This window comes from Paenibacillus pectinilyticus (assembly GCF_001700435.1).
Lineage (GTDB): Bacteria > Bacillota > Bacilli > Paenibacillales > NBRC-103111 > Paenibacillus_E > Paenibacillus_E pectinilyticus.
Map to the genome: position 1 here is coordinate 859,136 of NZ_LYPC01000028.1, position 23,118 is coordinate 882,253.

Here is a 23,118-nt window from a genome sequence, read left to right on the forward strand (position 1 = left end):
TCCAGCTATCTCCGCTCGTAAGGCCTCGAGCTCTAGCCTGTTAGCTGGATTTTCCAGCTATCTACACTTCTAGAGCCTCGAGCTCTAGCTAGTTGGCTGGATTTTCCAGCTATTTACACTCGCTGAGCCTCGAGCTCTAGCCAGATAGCTGGATTTTCCAGCTATCTCCACTCGTAAGGCCTCGAGCTCTAGCCTGTTAGCTGGATTTTCCAGCTATCTACACTCGTTGGGCCTCGAGCTCTAGCCTGTTAGCTGGATTTTCCAGCTATCTACACTCGTAAGGCCTCGAGTTCTAGCCAGTTAGCTGGATTAACCAGCTATATACACTCGTAGGACCTCGAGCTCTAGCTGGTTAGCTGGATTTTCCGGCTATCTACACTCGTAGGGCCTCGATTTGCTCAAGGCAAGTCGAGGCTTATCTCCCAAAATAATCGAGATTCGGCACCGGAACCCTAAGCCTCGATGCAATCAACTGCCACCAGCTCGCCAAGTTAGGCCGTTCTGCCAATTCAACAAATGTGACCTCAACACCCTCACGACGCCATTGTTCCACAAAGCTCATAATACGAATGGAGTCTAGACCTCTGTCGTTAATGAGATCTTCCTCATCCGTAATGCTCTCAGGTGCTTCGTTCAGCAGCCCTGCTACTTGTTCGCGTATCTTTTCAATATTAAAGCTACTGCCTTCTTCTGCTTGTGACTGAGCTGGAGCCAAATACGTAAGCACCCGCTCCGTGGTCAATGTCACTGCGCAGCGTTGAGCGGCATAAGTGATCGCCATTTGGTGGTTTTCCAATGAAAAATCAGCGACCGCATCAGCAACGAAGAACGGCTGAATATCTTGCATGAAGGCTTCACAAGCGGTCATTAAGCAGCCGATGTGGGCATAAATACCGGTCACAATCAGCTGATCCCGGCCGCTTTCCTGCATGATTTCGGCTAGATTCGTTTTACGGAAGCCGCTGTAGCGCCATTTGGTGAGGACAATATCCCCTTCCTCTGGAGCCAGTTCAGGAACGACATGCTTGAGTTCGGGATGATCATTAATGCCCTCACCCCAGAAATCGAGGAGCAAACCTCGCTCTTCCGGCGTTTGACCATCAGGCTGTGCCGTGTACACTACGGGCATACCTAGCTTTCTGCACTGCTCGCGCAACGCACGAATGTGCGTTAGCAGTTCATTCACAGGCGAGTCGCCCAAGGTAAAAGCGTTCAAAAAATACTGCTGCATATCATGAATGAGCAGCACAGCCCGATTCGGATCGGGTGTCCATGCTACACGATTTTGCGGTAAATCAGCTGCCACTGGCATGCTGTAAGGTTGGATTTTGGGAAGAGCCATGCGGGTCCACTTCTTTCTTTATAAGGTTCCGTTCGTAACGGTGGTAGCGAAAACTTCACGCAGCGCTTTTTTGCTCACTTTGCCGACATTCGTTTGGGGGAATGTGTCCACGAATTGGATGCGATCAGGTATTTTGTAAGGTGCAAGTCCGCGTGCGCGGAGATAGTCTTTGAGCTCTGCTGCAGATACGGTCATCTGGCCCCGAACGATAATGAACGCACAGGAGCGCTCTCCGAGAAATGAATCCGGCATAGACACCAGCGCAGCATCAAAAACACTTGCATGCGACAGCAGGTGATTCTCCACTTCTTCGGCGGCGATTTTATCCCCACCGCGGTTGATCTGATCTTTGGCACGGCCGTCTACGACGATGTAGCCTTCGCTATTCATTTTGACAAGATCACCTGTCCGATAAAAACCATCCACTGTAAATGCTTTGGCATTATGCGCCTCAGCTCTGTAGTAACCACGGATCGTGTAAGGCCCTCGGGTCAACAGCTCCCCGACCTCACCGACTGGCACGTCATTATCTTCTTCATCCACGATACGGATTTCATCCCAGTCCGACATGGGTCTGCCCTGTGTTGTGACAATCGTAGCCTCCGGATCATCCAGTCGGGTGTAGTTCACGAGCCCCTCAGCCATGCCGTATACCTGCTGTAGTTTACAACCAAGAACTGGCTCCACGCGACGGGCCGCTTCCTCGCTGAATTTGGCCCCGCCTACCTGAAGAACTTGCAGGCTAGAGAGATCGTTGGCACGTGAAGCAGCTGCCTCCATCCAAATCAAAGCAAGTGGCGGAACAAGGGCCGTAATCGTCACATGTTCTTTCTCAATCAACGGAAAAGCTATGTCAGGGCTTGGACTTGAGGCTAGAACGATTTTACCGCCAGCGTAAAGCGTGCCAAGCACGCCCGGAGAACTCAGCGGAAAGTTATGAGCCACAGGAAGGGCAGCAAGGTACACACTGCTCTCGGTAAGCCCGCAGATTTCATTGCTGCGTCGAAAGCTATATATGTAATCATCATGAGTCCGAGGAATGAGCTTAGGTAATCCTGTGCTTCCGCCAGATAGCTGGAGGAACGCGACGTCGTTGGATTTTATAGGCGGCCACGCGATATGGGATGGTGATTGATGTTCTGATAAACGCTGTAGAGAATGGAATGCCGCTGGTTCCCCCGCAACAAAGATATGCTGCAAGGTCGGCACCTGGCTCTGAACCTGCTCCGCTAGAACGCGATAATCGAAGCCTGCTTCTTGGTCAGGAATAACATAAGCAACAGCCTCGCTCCATTCACACAGATACTGAATTTCACTTTGTCGATGGAGGGGAAGGGCGAATACAGGAATCGCGCCAATCCGAAACAAGGCAAAAATCACGGTAAAAAATTCATAGCGATTCGGCAACTGAACAACAACGCGATCTTCGGGCTTTAAACCTATCTCAAGGAAACTCGAAGCAAGCCTATTCGCTTGTTGGTCTAACTCTAAGTAGCTGTAACGGCTTTCTCCACTAACGACAGCGATACGATCGCCTTGTTGTACGGCTCGTTCCGCTAACATTTCGCCTAGCGTCTGTCCTTGCCAAAGGCCATTCGCTCGATACCTCGCAGCAAATTCTTCCGGCCATGTTGGGCAATGCATTAACATATGATCTCTCCAGTTCATGACTCCTGATGTAATCCCATGGCATGGAGCATCGTTCGAAATTTGGCTGACGTCTCCTGAAGCTCCGCTTCCGCACTTGACTCCGCGACAACGCCTGCTCCTGCGTAAAGATTCAGGGATTGATTCTCGGCTACCGCACAGCGAATAGTCACAATCCATTCCCCATCTCCACTGGCATCGCACCAACCAACTAAACCTGTATAGAAGCCGCGATCAAAAGGCTCAATCTCTTGAATAGCTTCCCGCGCAAGCGCTGTAGGTGAACCACAAACAGCCGGAGTTGGATGAAGCGCAACGGCAAGGGCTAATGATGAAATTGACGGATCTATTAATTCCCCCCTTATTTCGGTCGACAGATGCCACATGGTTGAGGTCTGAACGAGTGTAGGAGTGGCTGGGACATGCAAGGGCTCACAGAAAGGGCGAAGGGCTTCGGCTACTGTTTCAATGACTAACGCATGTTCGCGCAAATCTTTCGGTGACGCGAGGAGTGCCTCTGCCCGTCTAGCATCTTCGACCGGATCCACACTTCGTGGCGTCGAGCCTGCGAGTGGGTTAACGAAAATGCCTCTGCCTGTTCGAGCTACTAGCAGCTCTGGGCTGGCGCCAATTAAGGTGCTGCCCTCTTTGCTTGTCGCAGGTGTCGGCAAATCGACGGCAAAGGTATATCCTTGCGTATTATGAAGGGCTAGGTTATGCAGCAATTGCTGTAGATTAATGGGCTCTGGGGAGGTGAGGCGTAAAGTGCGCGCTAGCACTATTTTGTCTAATTCTCGTGCACGTAAGCGGCCAAGAGCCGTGTTTACTCCTGCGACATAAGATTCCGGTGCTGGTACTGCCTCTATGACAAAACGGCTGCCAATTGGACTCCGTTTGCGGTCATGCTGTGCAAAACTTAGCGGTCCAAGCTTGCTCACTGCCAAGGGAACAACCAATTGCGCAGGCTGCATCGGGTCAAAAGGTACAGCACCCACAAGCATGGGGAGGTTTTGCCCTGGTTGTTTGAGCTGCGACAGCAGGCGTGCTGCCCGCTCTGGCAAGGACTGGAGCTCATTGGCTCCTTCGGATCTTGGCAATACAGCCAGCGTTCCTTGCGCAAGCAAAGTCGCGTGGGGGGAAGCGAAGAAAAATGAATTCCCTGGACGATAATCCGCAAGCAGATCAGCGGCCGTGGGCATCATGTCCAATTGAATATGAGCGTTCATGTTACTCATCCTCCTTGATTTGGTTCAGACACCAAGAGTGGCGCCGCCATCAATGCGTAAATCACATGGTCAAATGGCCTGCGCGCTCTGACGCCAGGAATAGTACACTATTGGCAATATCTACAGGGGTCGCCAGCTTCCTCAAAGGTATCCCCGTACGGTACGTCTGTGGGGAGCCTTCAATTGTCCGTTGTGTGCCCTGCTCATCCGCCCACATGGACCGCAGCATCGGTGTATCCGTTGAGCCTGGCGATACAATATTGCAGCGAATGCCGTATTCGGCAAGTTCCAGTGCAAGGCATTTGGTAAACATCGTCACCGCTGCCTTCGAGGTTGCGTATGCAGCCATATCCATGCGGGGAATGGCTGCTGCATTCGAGCTCACGGTGATAATGGTTCCACGGCGACGTGGGATCATCCGCTCACTCACAGCGCGAGACACATGGAATACGCCGTTAAGATTGACGGCAAATGTTGCCGCCCAATTCGCATCCGAGTAGGACACAATCGGCCCCATTCGCAGCACACCCGCCGCATGGACGAGGATGTCGATGGGACCGAGGCGCTGCTCAATGACGGAAACGGCCTGAGCAACAGCCTCGTTGTTCGTGACATCCAGCGGAAAAGCCGTCACTTCGCCACCTTGCTGGCTTAGTTTCAGGGCAGCGGCTTCTAGCGCTTCTTTTTGAATATCAACAACGGCCACTCTCGCCCCTTGTTGTGCAAATCCTTGTGCTACCGCTGCACCAATGCCCTGTGCGGCTCCAGTTACAAGGACAACCCGACCATGGAATTCCGTTTCACTCATGGCATTGCTCACCCCCTTCGCAGGAAGCGAACTGCACGGCTGACGAGTGCAGGAAGCACAGAAATATGCCCTTCCCCTTCGAACTCGTAAAAGTCAGCCTGCAGCTTCTCCCTTGGCAAAAGTGCAAGACGCTCGTAGAGCTCTATGGCATTCTCGCTCATGTTGCTTGGGTGATTTTTTTCCTGCTCAGCAATCGTGATGAGCAACTTATGATTCGCCTGCTGGAGATTGGATGTATACTGCTCCTCCTGCTCACGAAGTATGACTTTGTTCCAGTGGACCGATGGGCTGCCAGCTATATAGGTTTGATAGGTTTGGGGCTGCGTAAACAAGGTCTGCAGGACGAATAATCCACCCAACGAATGGCCAAAAATCGCCTGTTGCTTCGTATCAATCGGATAATCGCGTTCAATACGCGGTTTGAGCTCTTGCTCAATAAAGGCTCGGAACGCATCTGCGCCTCCCACTTGCGGTCTGGCAGCATCCTTATTGCGTACCGGCAAAGCATCTAACACTTCCTGCGGCGTCGGCATCGTGAAATCATAAAACCGCGAGGAATCGAACGGCTCCTCTGTCGGATAACCGATCCCAACCACAACAGTTGGGTAAACCCCCGTCTTCTCTGGAACACGGGATTGTACACGCAGCGTTTCTACCATCGTGGCAAAAAGCGCATTCGCATCCAGCAAATAAATCACTGGAAACCCTTGTGGAGGCGCCTCCTGCGCAGGCTTGGATACGTAAATCTGATAAGGCTGCTTCCTGGCTGCGGTATGAAGGAGGTATTGCTCCGTATTCGGCAAGGTAAATGCCTGATGGACAACGGCCTCCGAAGGTGTCTCTACAGGTTGATGGGGTACACGAGTCATTTGTGGTTCCTCTCTTCTCCTTTCGTTTCTTAATCAACGACAAGGTTGGATCTAAGCTGTGGCATTGTTGAATTAAATGGATGCGACTAATGAGTGGCTCACATTACACTCTCATTAATGGTTCAACAGCATGTATTGATAATGATTCTCATTACTGATTATAAGGGAAGGTAAACACCCCGACCATGAAGAATATCCACATAATGGAATGGAGAATGTACAGATTGGGGAATGGCTGATTAGTTTGGGGAGCGGATGATGGGCTGGTGTTGAGAGAAGGTTTGAGTTTGTGGAGCGGACAATGGACTTTTCGAGAGACGGTTAGACTTTGTTGAGCGGACGTTGGACTGGTGTTGAGGGAAGGTTTGAGTTTGGGGAGCAGACGATGGGCTAGTATTGAGAGAAGTTGTGAGTTTGGGGAGCGGACGATGGACTGGTGTTGAGAGAAGTTTGGAGTTTGTTGAGCGGACAATGGACTGGGTTCGAGAGAAGGTTTGAGTTTGTGGAGCGGACGATGGGCTGATTTAGAGAGAAGGTTTCAACTGGTTAGCTATCTCCTCTACGGTTTAACTGTATAACCTCCAGTTAATTTCCGAGATTCCCTCACCATTCGATGATTAACTGGATTTCATACATCTATTTTCACTCAAATCAGTGGAATCAGTGATATTGGCCAAAATTAGCTACATGAAATACATCTAATATCTCAGTACGCCGATTTCCTACCAAATTAGCTGCATGAAATCCATTTATTGCTCTTAGCGTTGCATCTGGCGGGAGCGGTGTCGGGCTTTGGAGTAGTATCTTGCATTGGATTTGGATCTACCATTAACGTTGTATCCAGCATTGACTTTGAAGCCAGCATTGGTCATGCATCTACCATTGTTGTTGCAGCCAGCACCGGACATGCATCCCTCATTAACGTTGCATCCAGCACCGGAGCAATTTTGGACATCAGAGTTGTAACCTGCATCAAATTTGCACCCATCATTGGAGCTGCATCCGGCATCGAAGCTACTCTGGACATCAGATCGCCCCTGCCCCTGTACTTGTACTTGCACTTGCACTTGCACTTGCACTTGCACTTGCACTTGCACTTGCACTTGCACTTGCACTTACATTTGTACTTGCACTTGTATCTGTACCTATGTACCTATGACTGCACCTGTCCCCGCAGCACCCTCAACACGCGTCAGATCAGCGCAGCAGAACAGCAACCGCCTCCCCTATCGAGGCTATCCCCTAGGCTCAGCACATACAAAAAGCCGCCCCCAACTAAGGGGCGGCTCAACTTCCTTATCTCCGCTGCTTATTCCGATACAGCAGCCATACAAAATACGGCACGCCAATGATGGCGATGACGACGCCGACGGGCATCTCCACCGGCGCGAACACCATTTTGGCGATGAAGTCGGAGACCATCACCAAAAGCGCGCCGACGATGGCGCTGACCGGCAGCAGCCGACGATGCGTGCCGCCGACGAGCCGGCGGGCAATATGCGGCGCCATGAGGCCGATAAAGCCGATGCCGCCGGAGACGGATACGCAGGCGCTGACAATACCGATGCTGCTCAGCAGCAGGATCGCCTTCTCCTTGTCCACGGCTGCGCCGAGCCCGCGGACGCTCTCCTCCTTGAGCTGGAACACATCCAGCACAAGGGAACGCCAGACGAGAACTGGCGTCAACAGGATCAACCATGGAAGCATCGAGACGATGTACTTCCAGTTCGCACTATAAATGCTGCCGGATACCCAGACGGCGGCCATCTCGAAATCTTTGGCATTCATTTTGAGCGTAATGAATACCGTCACTGCCGACAAGCCCGATGCAATCGCAATCCCCGAAAGCAGCAGCCGCTGCGAGTCTAAGCGTCCATCCTTTTGCGAGAAGAGATAGATGAGAAGCGCTGCTCCGAGCCCGCCAACTAAGCCGACAACTGGCATAGCCAGAATCGCCGCCCAGCCCGTTCCCTTTACCTTCCCCTGGAAGAAGAAAAGGAAGATCACCATCGCCATCCCCGCTCCCGCGTTAATGCCAAGAATGCCGGGGTCCGCCAAGTTGTTCCTCGTTAGGCTCTGCACGACCGTTCCCGCCATGCCCAAGCCTGCACCGACCAAAAGTGCGATGACGATCCGTGGGAGTCGAAACTCCAGAATGACCAGATCATAATCATGCTGCGGATCAATACGCAGTAAGGTCTTAAACACATCTCCGAGCGTGATATCGAAAGCCCCATTGGTCAGCGAGATATATGCCACCAATAGTAAGAGTGCAATCCCCAAAGCTACCTGAAACGCATAGCGTCGATCATTTCTTTTATCGATGAGACTCCCCTCCTCGCGTGCGAATGAGATAGAGGAAGAACGGAACGCCCAGAATGGCGGTCACGACGCCGATCGGCATCTCGAACGGATAATTCAGGAAGCGGCTCAGCACATCGCAGAGCGCCAAGAAAACACCGCCGATAACCGCCGAGCAAGGGATAATCCATTTGTAATCGAGGCCCATCAGAAAACGGGTAATATGCGGCACCAGCAAGCCTACGAATCCTATTTTGCCGGCGATCGCTACCGCAACTCCTGTCAGCAGCACGACACTTAATGTCGTTAATAACTTAACTTGCGTTGTTTTCTGACCCAGCGAAACGGCAATTTCATCCCCTAGCGAGAAGATCGTCACCGACTTCGACATCCACATCGCCAAGCCGAGCCCCACAACGCCAAAAGGAACCGCCAGTAGTATCAACTGTGGATCCAATTGGTGCAGACGGGCGTTATACCAGAAGCTAATATTTTGCGAAACTTGAAAATACATCGCAATAGCAGCAGATACCGAGCTTAAAAATGTCCCAATCAGCGTTCCTAGAATCGCCAAGCGCACCGGGGACAATCCTCCTGGTAATAGGGAAGCCAATCCGAACACAATAGTAATACTGAGCGCCGAGCCGGCAAAAGAAGCCATAATCATCGTCATCATCGAGGAGTAAGGTGCAATAACCATGCACACAGTGACAGCAAAAGCCGAACCATCGGATATGCCCATGATTGAAGGGGATGCCAGATAATTTCTGGTCATCCCCTGCATGAGAGCGCCCGACACCGCAAGGAAAGCGCCGACAAGCAGCGCTCCGATAACCCTCGGCAGTCTAGCGTGCATTATGATTTGATGATCGACATTGTTCGTATCAAAATGGACAAAAGCCTCGATGATCCGACTCATATCAATACTCTTGGCCCCATAGGAAATGGACAGGACAATCGTGAAAAACACCGCGAAAGGAGCTGCCAAAAAGATAAGGGTGGGTGCGGGTACTCTCCATTTCATCGCATTACACTCACTTTGCCGCAACTAGCTTAGAGCTGTTGATTGCTTCTAAGAATTTAATTTTGCTGTAAGCCGTACCACCTTGTAACAACGGATCTACTAGATTCGTATACAATTGGCCATTCTTAACGGCATTAATGTTTTTGAAAATAGGGTTGTTCTTCAGATCTTCAAACACTTTCGGTGTATCCTTATTCTCTTCCTCAGAGAATTCAACGATCAAGTAATCCGGATTCATCTCGGAAAGCTTTTCAAGTGAAATGTTTTGCTGTGCTTTCGCTGCTTTGACTTCCGGTGGAACCGTTGCACCTAACTCGGCATAGATCGATGGATTAAAGAAGACATCCTCTGGGAAAATGAATAAGCTGCCTGCACGTACACGAATTGCCAATACCTTTTTGTCTTTGAAAATAGGACCGATTTTCGCTTTCAGCGCTGCTGAATCTGTTTTGTACTTATCAAGCACTTGCTTCGCTTTATCTTGTTTACCTGTCAACTCAGCGAGTAAATTCAGGTTATTCTCCCAATCCGTCGCAATATGAGATACCGGGATGGTTGGACCTACTTTGCCCATTTTCTCAATCGTCTCTGCTGGGAATTTCGTACTCATTAGAATCACATCAGGCTTCAGCTTCAAAATGGTTTCCATGTTCGGCTGAGCTTTCTCACCAACGCCTTCTGCTTTATCCGTAATCGGTGCGAATACCGCTGGGAATTTCCCGCCAACTGTCAGGGCTCCTACTGGTTTTACATCCAATAACAAAGCATCTTCCAAGGATTCTAGCGCACCTGTAATAACAAGCTTATCTACTTTACCAGGAACGGTATACTCTTTACCTACGTATTTGATGACTCTTGGTCCTGAAGGCGTTGCCGTGGGTGCAACTGTAGGTGCCACTGAGGCAGTTGGCGCTGTTGTGCCCGCTGCTGCAGGAGCAGTTTCCGATTTCCCCCCACATGCCGTTAATCCTACCAGTACCATAGCCGTAATTCCGATTGTTGCTAACTTTTTCATTTTGCTTAAATCCCCTCTCTATCCATTACGAATGATAATCATTCTCATTAAATTATAAAAGAAGATGCCCACTGCGAACATGGACAATATACGGAAGTTGTCATGTACGATTGTCACATAGATGATCTTCAATATCTGCCACCATCCGTTCCATCGCATAGGCCGAGTACTCTCTCCAAGGATCAGAAGAGATATGATGAACCCGATTTCTACGTACCACTTTCAAATCCTGCCATGACCTAGATGTTCGAATGCGTTCCCAGTGCTGAAGGGTTTCGGATTCCTGCCGAATATTGAGCAGCAAGTGATCCATATCGAGCTCAGCTAACTCTTCTATAGTTAGGCTTTGGTTATCTGCATATCCCTTCATACTGTGAGGGGATTGCAAACCTAAGTCCGTGAAAGCATCTCTCATTCCTTGCGTTGGAAATAAGAAGAAACGGTTATTGAATAAACTTACGATAACTACGCTATCATTCCGAAGCTCTTCCTGCAGTCGTTCACGCAACAGCTTAACCTTGCGATTGTATCCACTGATCCACACAACAGCTTCATCTAAAGCGCCTACGATCTGCGCGATCGCGTGGAGCTGCTCCTGCCAACTTTGTTCGTAAAGAGGGACAATATGCACGGGAGCAATATTCGATAAGCGCTCCTTCTCCTGGGCGGCTAGCTGGTCTGTGCTAATGATGCAATCCACCTGACTATCCTCCAGTGCCTCCACATTCGTTTCCCAATCTTCATTAAAACGGTAACCACTTAAATGCATGGGGATATCCGTCCGATATTTATTGTAGTAATACGATGTCCATTTGGGGTGCAAGGGGGCTGCATAGGGCATGATTTTGAGCGCGAGCAATTGACCAAGCACATTCGCCGAATAGGCCACGATCCGCTGGCGGCGGTTCTTCAAATAAACCGTCGGCGAGACCCCAACCTCTTTTTTGAACATGCGGCTAAAATAAAACTCATCATTGTACCCCACCTGGAAGGCAACATCCTTCAAACGCACATCTGCCTGCAGCATCAACTGCTTCGCCATGTTTACACGGACTTCCGTCAAATAGTCGATGGCGGTTTTGCCGTACGTTTTTTTGAATAAACTCACATAATATTTGGAGCTGATTTCGGCCATTCGCGCCAGCTGTTCAATCGTCATACTTTCGTGAAAATGGGTTTCGATGTAGCTCTTCGTCCGGTCCATAGCGGCTCGCGAATCGGATTTCGGCTGCAGACGAATATGTGTCATCAGCCAATATACGAGTTCGTGAAACACCGATTGCCCTCGAAATCGTTCCATGGCGCTCTCGCTGCGGCTGCTCAGGCAGAGTTGTTCACAGAGCTGAACCAGTGTACTCTCAAAATGAACCGAAAGCTCTCCGCGCAGCGGAAAATCCCCCTCATGCTGAGCCTCTCCCAGAACGTCAAAACTGATCATATACAGCTCAGGCTTCTCCCCCGATTCCTCGCAAAAACCGACCGTTTGGCCAGGGACCACCACATGCACCGTATCCGACTGCACATGGTAGGTTTGCAAATCGATCGTTAGAAGGCCCTCGCCATGCTTCACAACCAGTATGCAATAGGAAGAAACAAACTGCTGCGCCAACTTACCCTCTTGCACAAGCTGTGCAGTACGGAATTTAAGCCATGTATGATCAAGGCAAAGGAACGTGTCTTCATCCTTAGTAAGTACTTCAGACAAGGTAGCAAGCCCCTTTCATTTATGAAAATGAGAATCATTATCAGTATAAAATTTAACATAGGAAGAGAAGATCTGTCAACGATTGGCAGACCTTAATTTTGCTAAAAGATGGCTTGGGGTAAGCTGCACTGGCTCCAGTCGATTGGCCGTTGGTTTGCAGCAGGTTGTAAGGAAGTAGCGCGCTGTGTAAGCGTTAGAGGGCCTAGGGGAGAGTGCTTGTTGGCGCAGGTTCGTGGGCACGTCTGAGGGTATATCTGAGATCAGTTCCAAGTGCTGCTCCGAGGGAAGTTCTATGTGTAAATCCGGAGGCAACTTTGCGTGCTGATCCAACTTAAAGGAATTGAACTGCCACACTTCGTCTCCTAGCCACTTAACCCCCTCCACTCCATCTGCGGTCATGACCGAGAAGTCCTGCAGCGGCAGTGAAAGCCCTTTGCCAACAGCTTTGATGTAGCTTTCTTTGGCTGTCCAAATCTGATAGAAACGCTGCTGCTTCTCCTCGCTGTCCGCGCCTTCCATCACATAGCGATATTCTTCCTGTGCAAAATAGGATTGCGCAATCCCTTCGTCGAAGGCTTGTACCTGCTCCACATCGACCCCAACGGGTTCGCTGTCTACCAGACAAGTGACCCACTCTCCCGCATGCGACACGTTAAAATGGTAGTCACTCACGCCGCTGAGCCGTGGCTTGCCATAAGCATTGAGCTCAAATTGAATTTGAGCATTGTCCATGTGCAGATCTTCGATAATCGTGCAGCGCAGGAGCAAGTCCGCCCATAATCCGCGGATCAGGTCCCCCCTGCGGCGAAAACGATGCAAGCGTGCCCGCTTCTCTTCCGAAATGTAATTGAGCCCTTCGGCTACATCTTCTAGTGAAATCGACGTTACTGGCAATATATATACATGTGCGATGGTGATCACCTCATTTGATTTCATGACAGCCTAACATTGCATAGACCCGTTACTCATTCTCTTTCTATAATTTAATTCCTGCTGGTAGATGTAAAAGGAAATTCTTCAGAACTTGTCTTAACGAGTCGCTTCTACTGATACGAATCCGTGCATCTTCTATGATACAATCAATGGAACAAGCCCTTTAAAGCATATTTCGGAGGTACGCTGCATGCGTAAATTAATCTTTTTCATCGGCCCTGCAGGTGCAGGCAAAACAACGCTGGCCAAAGCTTGGGCACGCCGTCATGGCGGGGCCTTCTTGGATATGGACACCTTGCTCCGCCCCGCGGCAGAAGCGATTATGACTCTTGCCGGGCAAGATCCGAGTGATCGCGATTCCCCTTTTTATAAGGCACATTGCCGAGATCTGGGGTATCGCATTACGATGGATGCTGCGCTGGAGCAGCTGTCGGTGGATCAGGATGCGATCGTGATCGGACCTTTTACTAAGGAGCAGGGGGAGCCTCTGTGGCTTGAAGGTGAGCTGGCACGGATCGGCGCTTCGGTCCATGATGTCAGTGTTCGCGTAATCTATGTATATTTGCCTAGCGAGGAAGCCTATCAAGCGCGCATTCGTGAGAGAGGGTCATCTTTGGACGTTTGGAAATTGGACAATTGGGAGCAATTCCGCCCATCACTGCAGCGTAGAGAGGTAACTTGGCGGATGGAAGCGTCGTCCCTGCTATATTGGGACAATTCGGAGGCTTTGACGGATGAGCGCGAAGCGGAGTTAGCGAAGTTCATTTTGGCTTAATACGACCTGACGACATGTCATATGTGTGATTCAAATCATTTACTTACTGCGGAAAACGTCACCCCCCACTCAGATTGTTCACAGAGTGTTCACTTATGAGGAGGTTCTTTCTATCGCTATACTTACAAAGGAGAACCAGAAGGGATGATGAATGTTGCCAACAACGAAGAAAGAAAATGTTTATTTCGGATTGATGATGTGCTTTGGGATGGTCGTATTTATGACATTTTATAATTTATTTACACATGACTTGCTTGGTCGGATATCCTTGAGCGAAATACTTACTCAACTTATCCTCGTTTTTATTATTGCGGCTTTATTAGAATTATTTATTGTTGGCCCCGTGGCCAAAAAAGGTGCTTTCTCCTTACCCTACGACAAGTCTAAGAAGGTATTCGTGATTCTCTCGCTTGCCTTTTGTATGGTGAGTGGCATGGTCCTCTGTATGTCACTTTATGGATTGCTGAATGCCTACATCTCTGACAGCCTTATTGGAGAGTCCTTGCTTGAAAATTATTTTTCTTTATTGTTCAAAAACTTTATATTTGCTTTTCCTCTTCAACTCGTCATTGTAGGGCCGCTGGTTCGGTATGTATTTGTAAAATTTGTTAAAGAAAGACTGAAATCTTCTTTAAGCTAACATCCATTAAATGGATAACTATCATTCCCGAAATAAATCGAAGAAGGCAGGGGATCCCTAGCATGGGTTCTCCTGCCTTTTCTCATATCTTCTGTAAAGCAAGAATATTCTAAAACCTTATGGGCACTTGTTTAACATCTCGGAGTAAGCTTACATGACATGTTAATTTTTATTGCTCAATTGGCTGGAATAAGGTAAAACTATAATAATAACTTTTTATTATATTTGAATTGTGAAGGTGGACGAGAAGGTGTTAAGTCAAGTGGACAACGAGATAGTTGCAAGGGAATATGTACATGGTATTTACGAAACCGTAGTCAAACGCAACCCGAATGAAACTGAATTCCATCAAGCTGTTAAAGAGATCCTTGAGTCGTTAACTCCCATTCTTTCCAAGCATCCTAAGTATATGAAACACGGTATTCTCGAGCGGCTTGTAGAACCTGAGCGTCTAATTACGTTCCGAGTACCATGGGTCGATGACCAAGGGGTCACTCGCGTGAACCGCGGTTTCCGTGTTCAATTCAACAGTGCAATCGGGCCTTATAAAGGTGGTTTACGTTTTCATCCCAGCGTGAATGCAAGTATTATTAAATTTCTTGGATTCGAACAAACCTTCAAGAACTCCCTTACAGGCCAGTCCATCGGCGGCGGCAAAGGCGGCTCTGATTTCGATCCTAAAGGAAAGTCCGATAATGAAGTCATGCGTTTTACCCAAAGTTTTATGACAGAGCTCTACAAATATATTGGTCCAGACACTGACGTACCTGCTGGAGACATTGGCGTAGGCGCACGTGAAATTGGTTATATGTTCGGTCAGTATAAGCGTATTAGCGGTGCTTACGAGGCTGGCGTGTTAACAGGTAAAGGGATCATCTATGGCGGGAGCTTAGGACGTACCGAGGCGACTGGATATGGTTGTGTATACTTTGTAAATGAAATGCTGAATTCCAAGGGTCTTAGCTTCGAGGGAAGCACTGTCGTCGTTTCCGGCTCCGGCAACGTTGCCATCTATTCCATTGAGAAGGCTATACAGCTTGGCGCGAAGGTTGTTGCTTGCAGCGACTCTAACGGCTACATTTATGACAAAAACGGTATCTCCCTAGCGACGGTTCGCCGGTTGAAGGAAGTGGAGAGAACGAGAATCAGCGAGTACGTTAAGGAGCATCCGACCGCAACTTATCATGAGGGTTGTGATGGTATTTGGTCCATTCCATGCGACATCGCGCTTCCTAGCGCAACACAGAATGAGATTAATGAGGATTGGGCGAAAGTTCTTGTGCGCAACGGGGTAAAAGCAGTAGGCGAAGGTGCTAATATGCCATCTACCTTGGAAGCGATTGACGTATTCCTGCAAGCAGGTGTGTTATTCGGACCGGCTAAGGCAGCGAATGCTGGCGGCGTTGCCGTATCGGCGCTAGAAATGTCCCAAAACAGCATGAGATACTCCTGGCAGTTCCATGAGGTGGACGATAAGCTGCATGCGATTATGAAAAATATTTACAGAAGTGCCGTTGAAGCTGCAGAGGAATACGGCCACCCGGGTAATCTCGTCGTAGGCTCCAATATTGCAGGCTTCAAAAAAGTAGCCGATGCCATGATAGCACAAGGCGTTGTTTAAACAAATCGCAATTATCAAATAAATTGATCAGACAAGCGTCCCTGCTCCGGTTCTTTCCATCGGAATAGAGACGCTTTTTTTCCTCTTAAAATGCCATCATCTATTTTCGCGCAGCGTGCGGAAGGTCCCAGCTGGTAAGCCCCGACCATTCACCAAGTTGGCTTCGGTGTAATTGGTCCAAGCGTATCGCACTTTTATCGGCTTAGCCACATCTGGATGCCCTACCACGACGGTATTCCCCACAATGCTCGCCTCAGCAGCTACATAAGGCCCCTCTTCATCAGCGATTTGGAAACCGATCAGTTGGTCACCATCCCCGCTTAGAGCCAATCCACCCTCTGTATGGTCAAAATGGAGCACAATTCGCCCGTCCTCGATCTGCAGTTCGCGATATTGCGGACCTGAGCTCGCAATCTCTCTCGCATAGACATGCTCTAACGCGGTTAAAGCTAGACGGTAGCCGACGGTACGCTTATCTCGCGGATGAATATCGTCGCGTTCTCCGCAATCTAACGTGATTGCTAGGCCCGTATGTGGAACGCGCTCGTTCACGAGCGTTTGAGATTCGCGCAGCAGCGGCCACGATTTCCCATCAGGATCACCGTCCGCACAGTACGCGGGAAGTTGAACGAAGAGAAACGGCAGGGTTTCCTTTTGCCAAAGTGAACGCCAGTTGTGGATGAGCCCTGTTAGCAGCTTGTCATACAGCGTGGCACGATCGGCATCACTTTCTCCTTGATAGTAAATGAACCCCTTAACCCCGTAAGGCACCAGTTTAAGCAGCATCGTTTCATACAGCCCGTTAGGTCTCACAAAGCTGTGTGGGCTGACTGGAGGCGGCCAAGGGTAGCTCCCAAGCTCCTCGTTACTTGCCCCAGCGGCTTTGCGTGTCTCATAATCAGATGTGGCTTGAACGTAAGCTTGACGAGTGATTTCAAAAGCGGCCCAATCGAAGTCCTTCACCTGCTCTGCAAACGATTCCAAATATACTTGTAATTCTGGCTGTTCGTTTAAAGTTGCTTCGCTCACCCAGTTAGCGGCCGAGGTCCCTCCCCAATAGCATCCGACAATCCCGATCGGTACACCCTCTGAAGCCTGAATATGTTGAGCAAAATGATAAGCAACCGCTGAAAAGTCCGGAACATTGTCAGGCGTCGCCTTTTTCCACGTTGCGATCATAGGTTCAGCTGGTGCAGCAGGATCTTCCCACTCTAGACGTGGTACCACAAAATGTCGTATCAACGGAAAATAAGCTGCCTCAATGTCAGACTGGGCGTGCGACGTATCACTGACCTTCCACTCCATGTTGGATTGTCCACCAGCTAACCAAACATCGCCAACGTAGATATCTTGGATTGTCGCTAGCAGTTGGCCGTCAGCGTGGACGGTCAGCGTATGTGGTCCTCCCGCTTCCGATGATGCCAACATCGCTTGCCATGTGCCGTTTTCGATGACAGCTGAGAGCGTTTGTCCTTGGAATTCCAGGTTTAGCCTCATGCCATCAGGGCCTGTCCCCCAGATTGGATTCTCTTGATTTCGCTGCAAAATCATGCCATCCGAGAAGAGGGCATGCAGTTGAAAGCGGTTGCTCATCTTTACACCTCGTTTTCGTTATATTTAAAATAATAATAGCTCATATTTCATCCAACATGTTACACTATTTGTAGACGAAGAACGTCCTTCTGCCCAATGGGGCTGAGGGACGTTTTTTATTTTTGCAAAGGGAGGCACTGTCGCGAAATGTCATTTGAACATGCTCATCTTGCTTTTATAGAGTGTCATCTAACACGTCGGGCTGGCGAACGCAGAGGACGATTGCTTCGCGGGCATAACTATGCTGAAAAGCTGTTCCTGAAGCAGGTATGGTGGCCGCTATTCGAAAGTTTTGATAATCTGCATCCCGAGTATGAGATCTACGATTGGAATCGGAAATCTCAATTCCTCGATTTCGCTTACCTTACATCATCTGGGCGTTTTGGGATTGAGTGCGACGGATTCCAGAGTCACATCAAAGACATGGATCGCGAGAAGTTCAGCTATGCGCTGAATCGCGACACGTTCCTCACGGGGATGGGCTGGCGAATGATTCATTTCTCCTTTGACGATATTCAGAACCGTCCCGAAGTGTGCCAAATGCTACTACAGCTGGTGATCGGCCCTCATCTTATACGCCAATCTGCCGCGCCCTCACTGACTCCGGAAGAAAAAGAAGTCCTACGGATGGCCATCAACCTCAGCAGACCGATCCGCCCAAAGGATATTACCAGCTTCTACGAAGTTAACTTCCGCACATCACGGAAATGGTTAGGCAGCCTAGTTGCGAAAGGAGTCCTTACTAAGACAGGCAGCGGTGCTTATGCACGGCATTATGAGCTGAACGACGGCGCTTGACAGCGATTATTGGTATGAGTTGGTATTTTGTCGGGTTTTTGCTATGGGGTAGGCACAGAACTCGGTAACAGACGCCAAGTTTGCTACGTCCACTAAGACAAGAACTGCTGCTATGTTTACTTCAAGTGCTGAGTCAACAGCAACTGCCGCCATGTTTACTACAAGCACTGAGTCAACAGCAACTGCCGCCATGTTTACTACAAGTACTGAGTCAACAGCAACTGCCGCCATGTTTAACTACAAGCACTGAGTCAACAGCAACTGCCGCCATGTTTAACTACAAGCACTGCGTCAACAGCAACTGCTGCCATGTTTACTACAAGTGCTGCGTCAACAGCAACTGCCGCTTCAATCTCGCAAGTTGTATTATGTACAACATTATGGCAGGAAAATGGACGATTGAGCATTTTTGTTGCATTTTCTGCAACATGATTGGCTGATTCGGGCTATTTTCTGACTATACGCCCAATAATGTTGTAGTAAATACAACATGGAGAGCGCTTGGCCTAGAAAACACGAATAATGTTGTAGTAAATACAACATCTCAAGGGTAGCTACTTTTCACCCACACCCTGCGCAACAGTTACATCATTCAGCGTCCGTTACTCTCACATATTTCAAACTAGCTAAGTTGGTTGACCTAGGTACCCCCAACATAGACGCATATAAAGAGGATAAGGGGCTGGTCCGGGTTCTGGTTCGGTTTGGTTGGGTCCGGGTCTGGGTCTCGGTCTCGGTCTCGGTCTGGGTCTGGGTCCGGGTCCGGGTCTCGGTCTGGGTTCTGTTTGGTTGGGTCGAGAGTCAGATTCCGGATTCAGGGGTTCAGAGTCGGGACTGAGCAGAGGTTTTTGTGAGGGCTCGAGGTTTATCACAAACAAGTTGTTTAAATAACCTACAAGTTATACAATGATAGAAACTATGCCTGTAAAGTCGAGGTTCCCCTATGCAAATTGACGTTTCCGCCAAAAATATGCCCTTCCTAGAATGCTTCTCCTCGGAGACTCGTGTGAAGATGATTGAACTCCTAGGCGAAGCACCGTTAAATATCAAACAGCTGTCCCAGCGGCTGGAGATTTCGTCCGCGATCGTGACGAAGCACATTCAGAAGCTGGAACAGGCTGGTATTGTCCGTTCGGAGAACGTGACCGGTGTGCGCGGCACACAGAAGATCTGTTACCTGCAGCTTGAGCAAGCCACCCTGCAGTTCAAGCCGAAAAAACAATATGAGCACCCGACAACGACGGTTGCGATTCCCATCGGCCAGTATTCGGCCTTCGACGTGAAGCCAACGTGCGGCTTGGCGTCGCCAACGCAGTTGATTGGCGTGCTGGATGATCCGCGGTATTTTGCGGATCCGCAGCATGTGCAAGCGGGCATCCTTTGGTTCGGCAGCGGCTATGTCGAGTACCGCATCCCGAATTTTTTTCATAGTAACCAGAAGCTTCGCTCACTGGAGATCTCGTTTGAAATCTGCTCGGAGGCTCCTGGTTATAACGAGAATTGGCCTTCGGATATTTCGTTTTCGATCAACGATAAATGCCTCGGTCAGTGGACTTGTCCTGGTGACTTCGGCAAGCACAGAGGCGTACACTCTCCGGATTGGTGGGGAAATGGCAACACCCAGCATGGCCTGTTGAAAATTATTACGGTGAATCCGCAGGGTTCTTTCCTAGATGGCACGCAAATCTCAGCGACTACGATTCACGATCTCCATATTTTATTTTCGCAAGATATTCATTTCCGCATTGCGTCCTTAGAAACGGCTGTGAATTGTGGCGGGGTTACACTTTTCGGGAAAAGCTTTGGCAATTACGCGCAGGATATCATTGTGACGATGCAAGAGGATAAATAATGGGTTATTCCGCTCTCTAGCCAATCCCCATAAAAAAAAGCCCATTTTCCACACCGAAAAAGGGAGGAAGAAAGGGCATATTTTTAAACATTCGCATATGAAAATTGTAAGCCTTCCTGAGCCGGCAGATAGTGATGCTCCGTTTCGAAAATCGCATTCACCGTGCGAAGCACATCCGGCTGGCGATGACTCATCTGTGCGTTTCGTTTTAACTTACGCAAAACCGATTGGTTCGCGATGACATCCAGCAGTTGGCTTTTCAGCTCCGCCGCCTTCTTCACCTCGACAGCTGCGCCAATGCCAACCAGATAGGCCGCGTTCGCCTGCTCTTGGCCGGGAATCGGCTTGTAGAGCATCATCGGCAGATCGAGCGCAAGCGCTTCGGATATGGTAAGTCCGCCTGGCTTCGTCACGATCAAATCGGACAGTGCCATCAACTCATGCACATGATCGACGAATCCGGTGACCATGACGTGATGTTGCGTTTTTGATCCGCCGAATTCCTCCTCCAGATGTTGCTTCAGCTTCTCATTGCGACCGCACACGAAAACAAATTGCACGGGCACCGCCAGATCATCCGATTGCAGAACGGATTTGAACGACTTGCCGATCAGTCCATGACCGCCACCCATTACGAGGACCGTCGGCATGTCGCGATGCAAGCCATATTGGTCGCGCAGCTTGGCACGATCATAGGTCTGGGTGAAGGGCATGCGCAGCGGAATGCCTGTTACAACAATGCGTTGCTCAGGGATCGCATAGCGCAGCAGCGCCTGTTTCACATGCTCAGCCCCCACTAGATACTTATCCGTCCCTGGATGGATCCAGTAGCTGTGATCCGTGTAATCGGTGATAACCGTCACGGTCGGCACCGTCGTAAGGCCGTTACATTTTAGATAGGACATAGCTGCTGCAGCTCCTGGAAACGTGCACACGACCTCCGTGGGCCCCTCTTCCTCTAACAATGCCAGCATGCGATCGGTGCTGAACGATTTCATTTTTTTGAACATATGGGATAATGCAGTATCATGTCTGGTCTTGCGATATAAAAAACCATACACAGAAGGTAAGCTTTTTACCCATTGCATATAGCAATATTTGCCCACTCCATGCAGGTACGGATGCGTCCATGCCAAATAATCAACCACTTTGACATCCATATCTGGCTTATACAAACGCGTCGCTTCTAAAATCGCTTGTGCTGCCTTATTGTGCCCATCGCCCAGACTGCCCGTCAGTATTAAAAGCTTTCCTCTTCTCATTGCTTTAGTCCCCTCTCGAGCTTATCTTGCCGCGCATCTGCAGTTAGCGATTTTTTCAACCACACGCTTCTACTTCGTTCTATGATATAGACGACTCCTTCCGCTACTAGCACTGCACCCACGATGTCCATCAGCACATGCTGTTTAACGAATAGCGTCGAGACAATAATCAATGCCCCCATTATCGCCACCACGAACTTGTATCTCTTCGCAATCAGCGTCGATCGGAGATAGGCTTTCATTAATAGATAAGCGGTTAACACATGTGTACTTGGAAAACAGTTAAACGGCTCATCCGAGCGATACACCCACTGGACTGTTCGGCTTACCCAATCACTGCCTGCAACTTCCGGTCGAGGAACTGTTGTCTGATATATAGCATAGACGCTATAACACAAAAGCAAACCTATAATAAATTCTATAAGCGTTCTTATATAATTCTTGCGATCCCGATACACCAAGTATAGAAATCCTACGGCAAGAAAACCATACCAGGATAAATACGGGACCACGAAGCTTTTGATAAAAGGAATCTGTCGATCCAAATCCGTCATTAGGCTGTATGCTGTTCCATCATTTTGATTTAAATGTAAATAAATGAGTCCTACTAATGGTATCAGAAGAAGCCCACTACATGCTAGTAGGTATGACACCCACGATTTCGTCTTCATGTAAAATCCTCGCTCTCCTTTACGTTATCTTCATCATAAAGGAGTTTCGCCACTTGCTGAACGCACCAAGGTACTGTCTTTCATTAGCCAAAGGTCGTGAAAAAACCTAGACCAAAGACGGAGTTGTCCCACAAAAGTAGTGCATAGTTGGATTTTATGTGAGGATTTGACCTCCTATGTCTGTGAAAATCACTGTCATGTCTTAGGATAAACTTACCCGCTTCATCCTGTGGATAAAGTAACTTGTGGATATGTGTATAAAGATTGTAAAATCTTATGCACAGCCTACTTTGTGGACATGTTGATAGTGTGGGTAAGTTTGTGGATAAGTGTGTTTAGTGGGGGATAGTAGGGTGAAAACAATGCTAAAAAGAGGGAGGAAGGTGTGGTCAGTGTTGGGGGGATGGGAGGCGTGTAGATGGCTTGATGTAAAGGACGGGGATACGGCTGGGGTGGAGCGCAGGAATGTGCGGCTAGGGCGTAGGCTGGCGCGCGGCGTAGGGATGAACGGGTAGCGTGCAGGTTCGCGCGCGGCGTAGGGATGAGCCAGTAGCGTGCAGGTTGGCGCGTGGCGCAGGGATGCACGAGTAGCGTGGCAGGTTGGGCCGCGGCGGCGCAGGGATGAACGAGTAGCGTGCAGGTTCGCGCGCGGCGCAGGGATATGCAGGTTGGGCGGGCTTTGAGTGTGGCGCGGGGATGAGTACGGCAATAAATAGGTGATGCGCCGGCTGCGGGCTGAAAAAAAAGCACTCGCAGCCCCCGCTCGCGTACGGCGATAGCCAACTAACTGGATTTCCTGTAGTTAATTTCAGCTTATCTTGCTCAAATTATCAAATTGATGGAAAACCTCCAGTTAATTTGGGGCAGATAGCCCATAATCCTTGATATGGATGAAATTAGCTACATGTAATCCATCTAAATTAATAAAATAGCTGATTCGAGCGAAAATAGATGGAGGAATGCTCTTCTGTCAAGAAAGTAGACGTCACTAAGTTAAGCCACCCGCTGATAATATAGCTGCTCAAAGAGCGCTGGG

At 49.2% G+C, this 23,118-nt stretch carries 19 protein-coding genes and 1 pseudogene; 6 read left to right on the forward strand and 14 right to left on the reverse strand.

All coding sequences use genetic code 11. The features are described from left to right. Nucleotides 1-415 precede the first annotated feature (415 nt). The 11 genes and pseudogenes from A8709_RS31320 to A8709_RS31365 form a co-directional block, all read right to left on the reverse strand. Nucleotides 416-1,342 (reverse strand): isochorismatase, encoded by a 927-nt coding sequence (locus A8709_RS31320; RefSeq protein ID WP_065858633.1) that lies wholly within the window; start codon nucleotides 1,340-1,342, stop codon nucleotides 416-418. An 18-nt stretch (nucleotides 1,343-1,360) separates the two neighbouring features. After that, nucleotides 1,361-2,992, reverse strand: coding sequence for a (2,3-dihydroxybenzoyl)adenylate synthase (locus A8709_RS31325; protein WP_065858635.1), 1,632 nt, complete (start codon nucleotides 2,990-2,992; stop codon nucleotides 1,361-1,363). Nucleotides 2,993-3,006: 14 nt separating this feature from the next. Next, entirely contained in the window at nucleotides 3,007-4,215 is a 1,209-nt protein-coding gene (gene dhbC / locus A8709_RS31330) for an isochorismate synthase DhbC (protein ID WP_065858637.1), read from the reverse strand. A gap of 24 nt (nucleotides 4,216-4,239) precedes the next feature. Then, nucleotides 4,240-5,023 (reverse strand): annotated as a pseudogene (locus tag A8709_RS31335) (2,3-dihydro-2,3-dihydroxybenzoate dehydrogenase). 8 nt (nucleotides 5,024-5,031) lie between these two features. Next, nucleotides 5,032-5,892, reverse strand: a complete 861-nt coding sequence (locus tag A8709_RS31340) for an alpha/beta hydrolase (RefSeq protein ID WP_065858638.1) — start codon at nucleotides 5,890-5,892, stop codon at nucleotides 5,032-5,034. 868 nt (nucleotides 5,893-6,760) lie between these two features. Then, nucleotides 6,761-6,919 (reverse strand): hypothetical protein, encoded by a 159-nt coding sequence (locus A8709_RS34825; protein ID WP_167357222.1) that lies wholly within the window; start codon nucleotides 6,917-6,919, stop codon nucleotides 6,761-6,763. 269 nt (nucleotides 6,920-7,188) lie between these two features. Continuing rightward, nucleotides 7,189-8,217 (reverse strand): FecCD family ABC transporter permease, encoded by a 1,029-nt coding sequence (locus A8709_RS31345; RefSeq protein WP_065858640.1) that lies wholly within the window; start codon nucleotides 8,215-8,217, stop codon nucleotides 7,189-7,191. After that, complete coding sequence (locus A8709_RS31350) at nucleotides 8,210-9,217, reverse strand: FecCD family ABC transporter permease (protein WP_065858642.1); 1,008 nt, start codon at nucleotides 9,215-9,217, stop codon at nucleotides 8,210-8,212. The genes A8709_RS31345 and A8709_RS31350 overlap by 8 nt, the downstream gene beginning before the upstream one ends. A gap of 10 nt (nucleotides 9,218-9,227) precedes the next feature. Further along, nucleotides 9,228-10,232 carry an ABC transporter substrate-binding protein gene (locus A8709_RS31355; protein ID WP_065858643.1) on the reverse strand — a complete coding sequence of 335 codons (1,005 nt, stop codon included), beginning with the start codon at nucleotides 10,230-10,232 and terminating at the stop codon, nucleotides 9,228-9,230. Nucleotides 10,233-10,332: 100 nt separating this feature from the next. Continuing rightward, entirely contained in the window at nucleotides 10,333-11,937 is a 1,605-nt protein-coding gene (locus A8709_RS31360; protein ID WP_065858645.1) for an AraC family transcriptional regulator, read from the reverse strand. A 75-nt stretch (nucleotides 11,938-12,012) separates the two neighbouring features. Further along, on the reverse strand, nucleotides 12,013-12,873 hold the full coding sequence (locus A8709_RS31365; protein ID WP_065858647.1) for a 4'-phosphopantetheinyl transferase family protein: 861 nt from the start codon (nucleotides 12,871-12,873) through the stop codon (nucleotides 12,013-12,015). A gap of 187 nt (nucleotides 12,874-13,060) precedes the next feature. Between A8709_RS31365 and A8709_RS31370 the strand changes: the two genes are divergently transcribed. The 3 genes from A8709_RS31370 (at nucleotide 13,061) to gdhA (ending at nucleotide 15,906) form a co-directional block, all read left to right on the forward strand. Then, complete coding sequence (locus A8709_RS31370) at nucleotides 13,061-13,645, forward strand: P-loop nucleotide/nucleoside kinase family protein (protein ID WP_065858649.1); 585 nt, start codon at nucleotides 13,061-13,063, stop codon at nucleotides 13,643-13,645. A 154-nt stretch (nucleotides 13,646-13,799) separates the two neighbouring features. Next, nucleotides 13,800-14,285, forward strand: a complete 486-nt coding sequence (locus A8709_RS31375; protein ID WP_065858803.1) for a DUF2798 domain-containing protein — start codon at nucleotides 13,800-13,802, stop codon at nucleotides 14,283-14,285. Between the two features lie 250 nt (nucleotides 14,286-14,535). Continuing rightward, complete coding sequence (gene gdhA, locus A8709_RS31380) at nucleotides 14,536-15,906, forward strand: NADP-specific glutamate dehydrogenase (protein WP_065858651.1); 1,371 nt, start codon at nucleotides 14,536-14,538, stop codon at nucleotides 15,904-15,906. 96 nt (nucleotides 15,907-16,002) lie between these two features. Here gdhA and A8709_RS31385 read toward each other — a convergent pair whose 3' ends face one another. Beyond that, complete coding sequence (locus tag A8709_RS31385; protein ID WP_065858653.1) at nucleotides 16,003-17,499, reverse strand: sialate O-acetylesterase; 1,497 nt, start codon at nucleotides 17,497-17,499, stop codon at nucleotides 16,003-16,005. Nucleotides 17,500-17,646: 147 nt separating this feature from the next. On the opposite strand from A8709_RS31385, the gene A8709_RS31390 reads away from it, so the two are divergent. Next, nucleotides 17,647-18,297, forward strand: coding sequence for a PDDEXK family nuclease (locus tag A8709_RS31390; protein ID WP_065858655.1), 651 nt, complete (start codon nucleotides 17,647-17,649; stop codon nucleotides 18,295-18,297). Nucleotides 18,298-19,240: 943 nt separating this feature from the next. Beyond that, nucleotides 19,241-20,149, forward strand: coding sequence for an ArsR/SmtB family transcription factor (locus A8709_RS31400; RefSeq protein ID WP_065858659.1), 909 nt, complete (start codon nucleotides 19,241-19,243; stop codon nucleotides 20,147-20,149). 83 nt (nucleotides 20,150-20,232) lie between these two features. On the opposite strand, the gene A8709_RS31405 is transcribed toward A8709_RS31400, so the two are convergent. Both A8709_RS31405 and A8709_RS31410 read right to left on the reverse strand, forming a co-directional pair. Next, on the reverse strand, nucleotides 20,233-21,411 hold the full coding sequence (locus A8709_RS31405; protein ID WP_065858661.1) for an MGDG synthase family glycosyltransferase: 1,179 nt from the start codon (nucleotides 21,409-21,411) through the stop codon (nucleotides 20,233-20,235). After that, nucleotides 21,408-22,082: a phosphatase PAP2 family protein gene (locus A8709_RS31410; RefSeq protein WP_065858663.1), complete on the reverse strand. Its 675-nt coding sequence runs from the start codon at nucleotides 22,080-22,082 to the stop codon at nucleotides 21,408-21,410. The genes A8709_RS31405 and A8709_RS31410 overlap by 4 nt, the downstream gene beginning before the upstream one ends. A 383-nt stretch (nucleotides 22,083-22,465) precedes the next feature. On the opposite strand from A8709_RS31410, the gene A8709_RS35565 reads away from it, so the two are divergent. Beyond that, a complete protein-coding gene (locus A8709_RS35565) occupies nucleotides 22,466-22,597 on the forward strand; it encodes a hypothetical protein (protein WP_279615908.1) in 132 nt (43 codons plus the stop codon). Nucleotides 22,598-23,118: the final 521 nt, after the last annotated feature.

Bases quoted from the DNA above. Each gene is read 5' to 3' on its own strand.
- A8709_RS31340 (WP_065858638.1), bottom strand. From the start codon at position 5,892: ATGACTCGTGTACCCCATCAACCTGTAGAGACACCTTCGGAGGCCGTT.
- A8709_RS31405 (WP_065858661.1), bottom strand. From the start codon at position 21,411: ATGAGAAGAGGAAAGCTTTTAATACTGACGGGCAGTCTGGGCGATGGG.
- A8709_RS31370 (WP_065858649.1), top strand. From the start codon at position 13,061: ATGCGTAAATTAATCTTTTTCATCGGCCCTGCAGGTGCAGGCAAAACA.
- A8709_RS31355 (WP_065858643.1), bottom strand. From the start codon at position 10,232: ATGAAAAAGTTAGCAACAATCGGAATTACGGCTATGGTACTGGTAGGA.
- A8709_RS31350 (WP_065858642.1), bottom strand. From the start codon at position 9,217: ATGAAATGGAGAGTACCCGCACCCACCCTTATCTTTTTGGCAGCTCCT.
- A8709_RS31410 (WP_065858663.1), bottom strand. From the start codon at position 22,082: ATGAAGACGAAATCGTGGGTGTCATACCTACTAGCATGTAGTGGGCTT.
- A8709_RS31365 (WP_065858647.1), bottom strand. From the start codon at position 12,873: ATGAAATCAAATGAGGTGATCACCATCGCACATGTATATATATTGCCA.
- A8709_RS31390 (WP_065858655.1), top strand. From the start codon at position 17,647: ATGTCATTTGAACATGCTCATCTTGCTTTTATAGAGTGTCATCTAACA.
- A8709_RS31320 (WP_065858633.1), bottom strand. From the start codon at position 1,342: ATGGCTCTTCCCAAAATCCAACCTTACAGCATGCCAGTGGCAGCTGAT.
- A8709_RS31325 (WP_065858635.1), bottom strand. From the start codon at position 2,992: ATGTTAATGCATTGCCCAACATGGCCGGAAGAATTTGCTGCGAGGTAT.
- A8709_RS31400 (WP_065858659.1), top strand. From the start codon at position 19,241: ATGCAAATTGACGTTTCCGCCAAAAATATGCCCTTCCTAGAATGCTTC.
- A8709_RS34825 (WP_167357222.1), bottom strand. From the start codon at position 6,919: ATGTCCAGAGTAGCTTCGATGCCGGATGCAGCTCCAATGATGGGTGCA.
- dhbC (WP_065858637.1), bottom strand. From the start codon at position 4,215: ATGAACGCTCATATTCAATTGGACATGATGCCCACGGCCGCTGATCTG.
- A8709_RS31385 (WP_065858653.1), bottom strand. From the start codon at position 17,499: ATGAGCAACCGCTTTCAACTGCATGCCCTCTTCTCGGATGGCATGATT.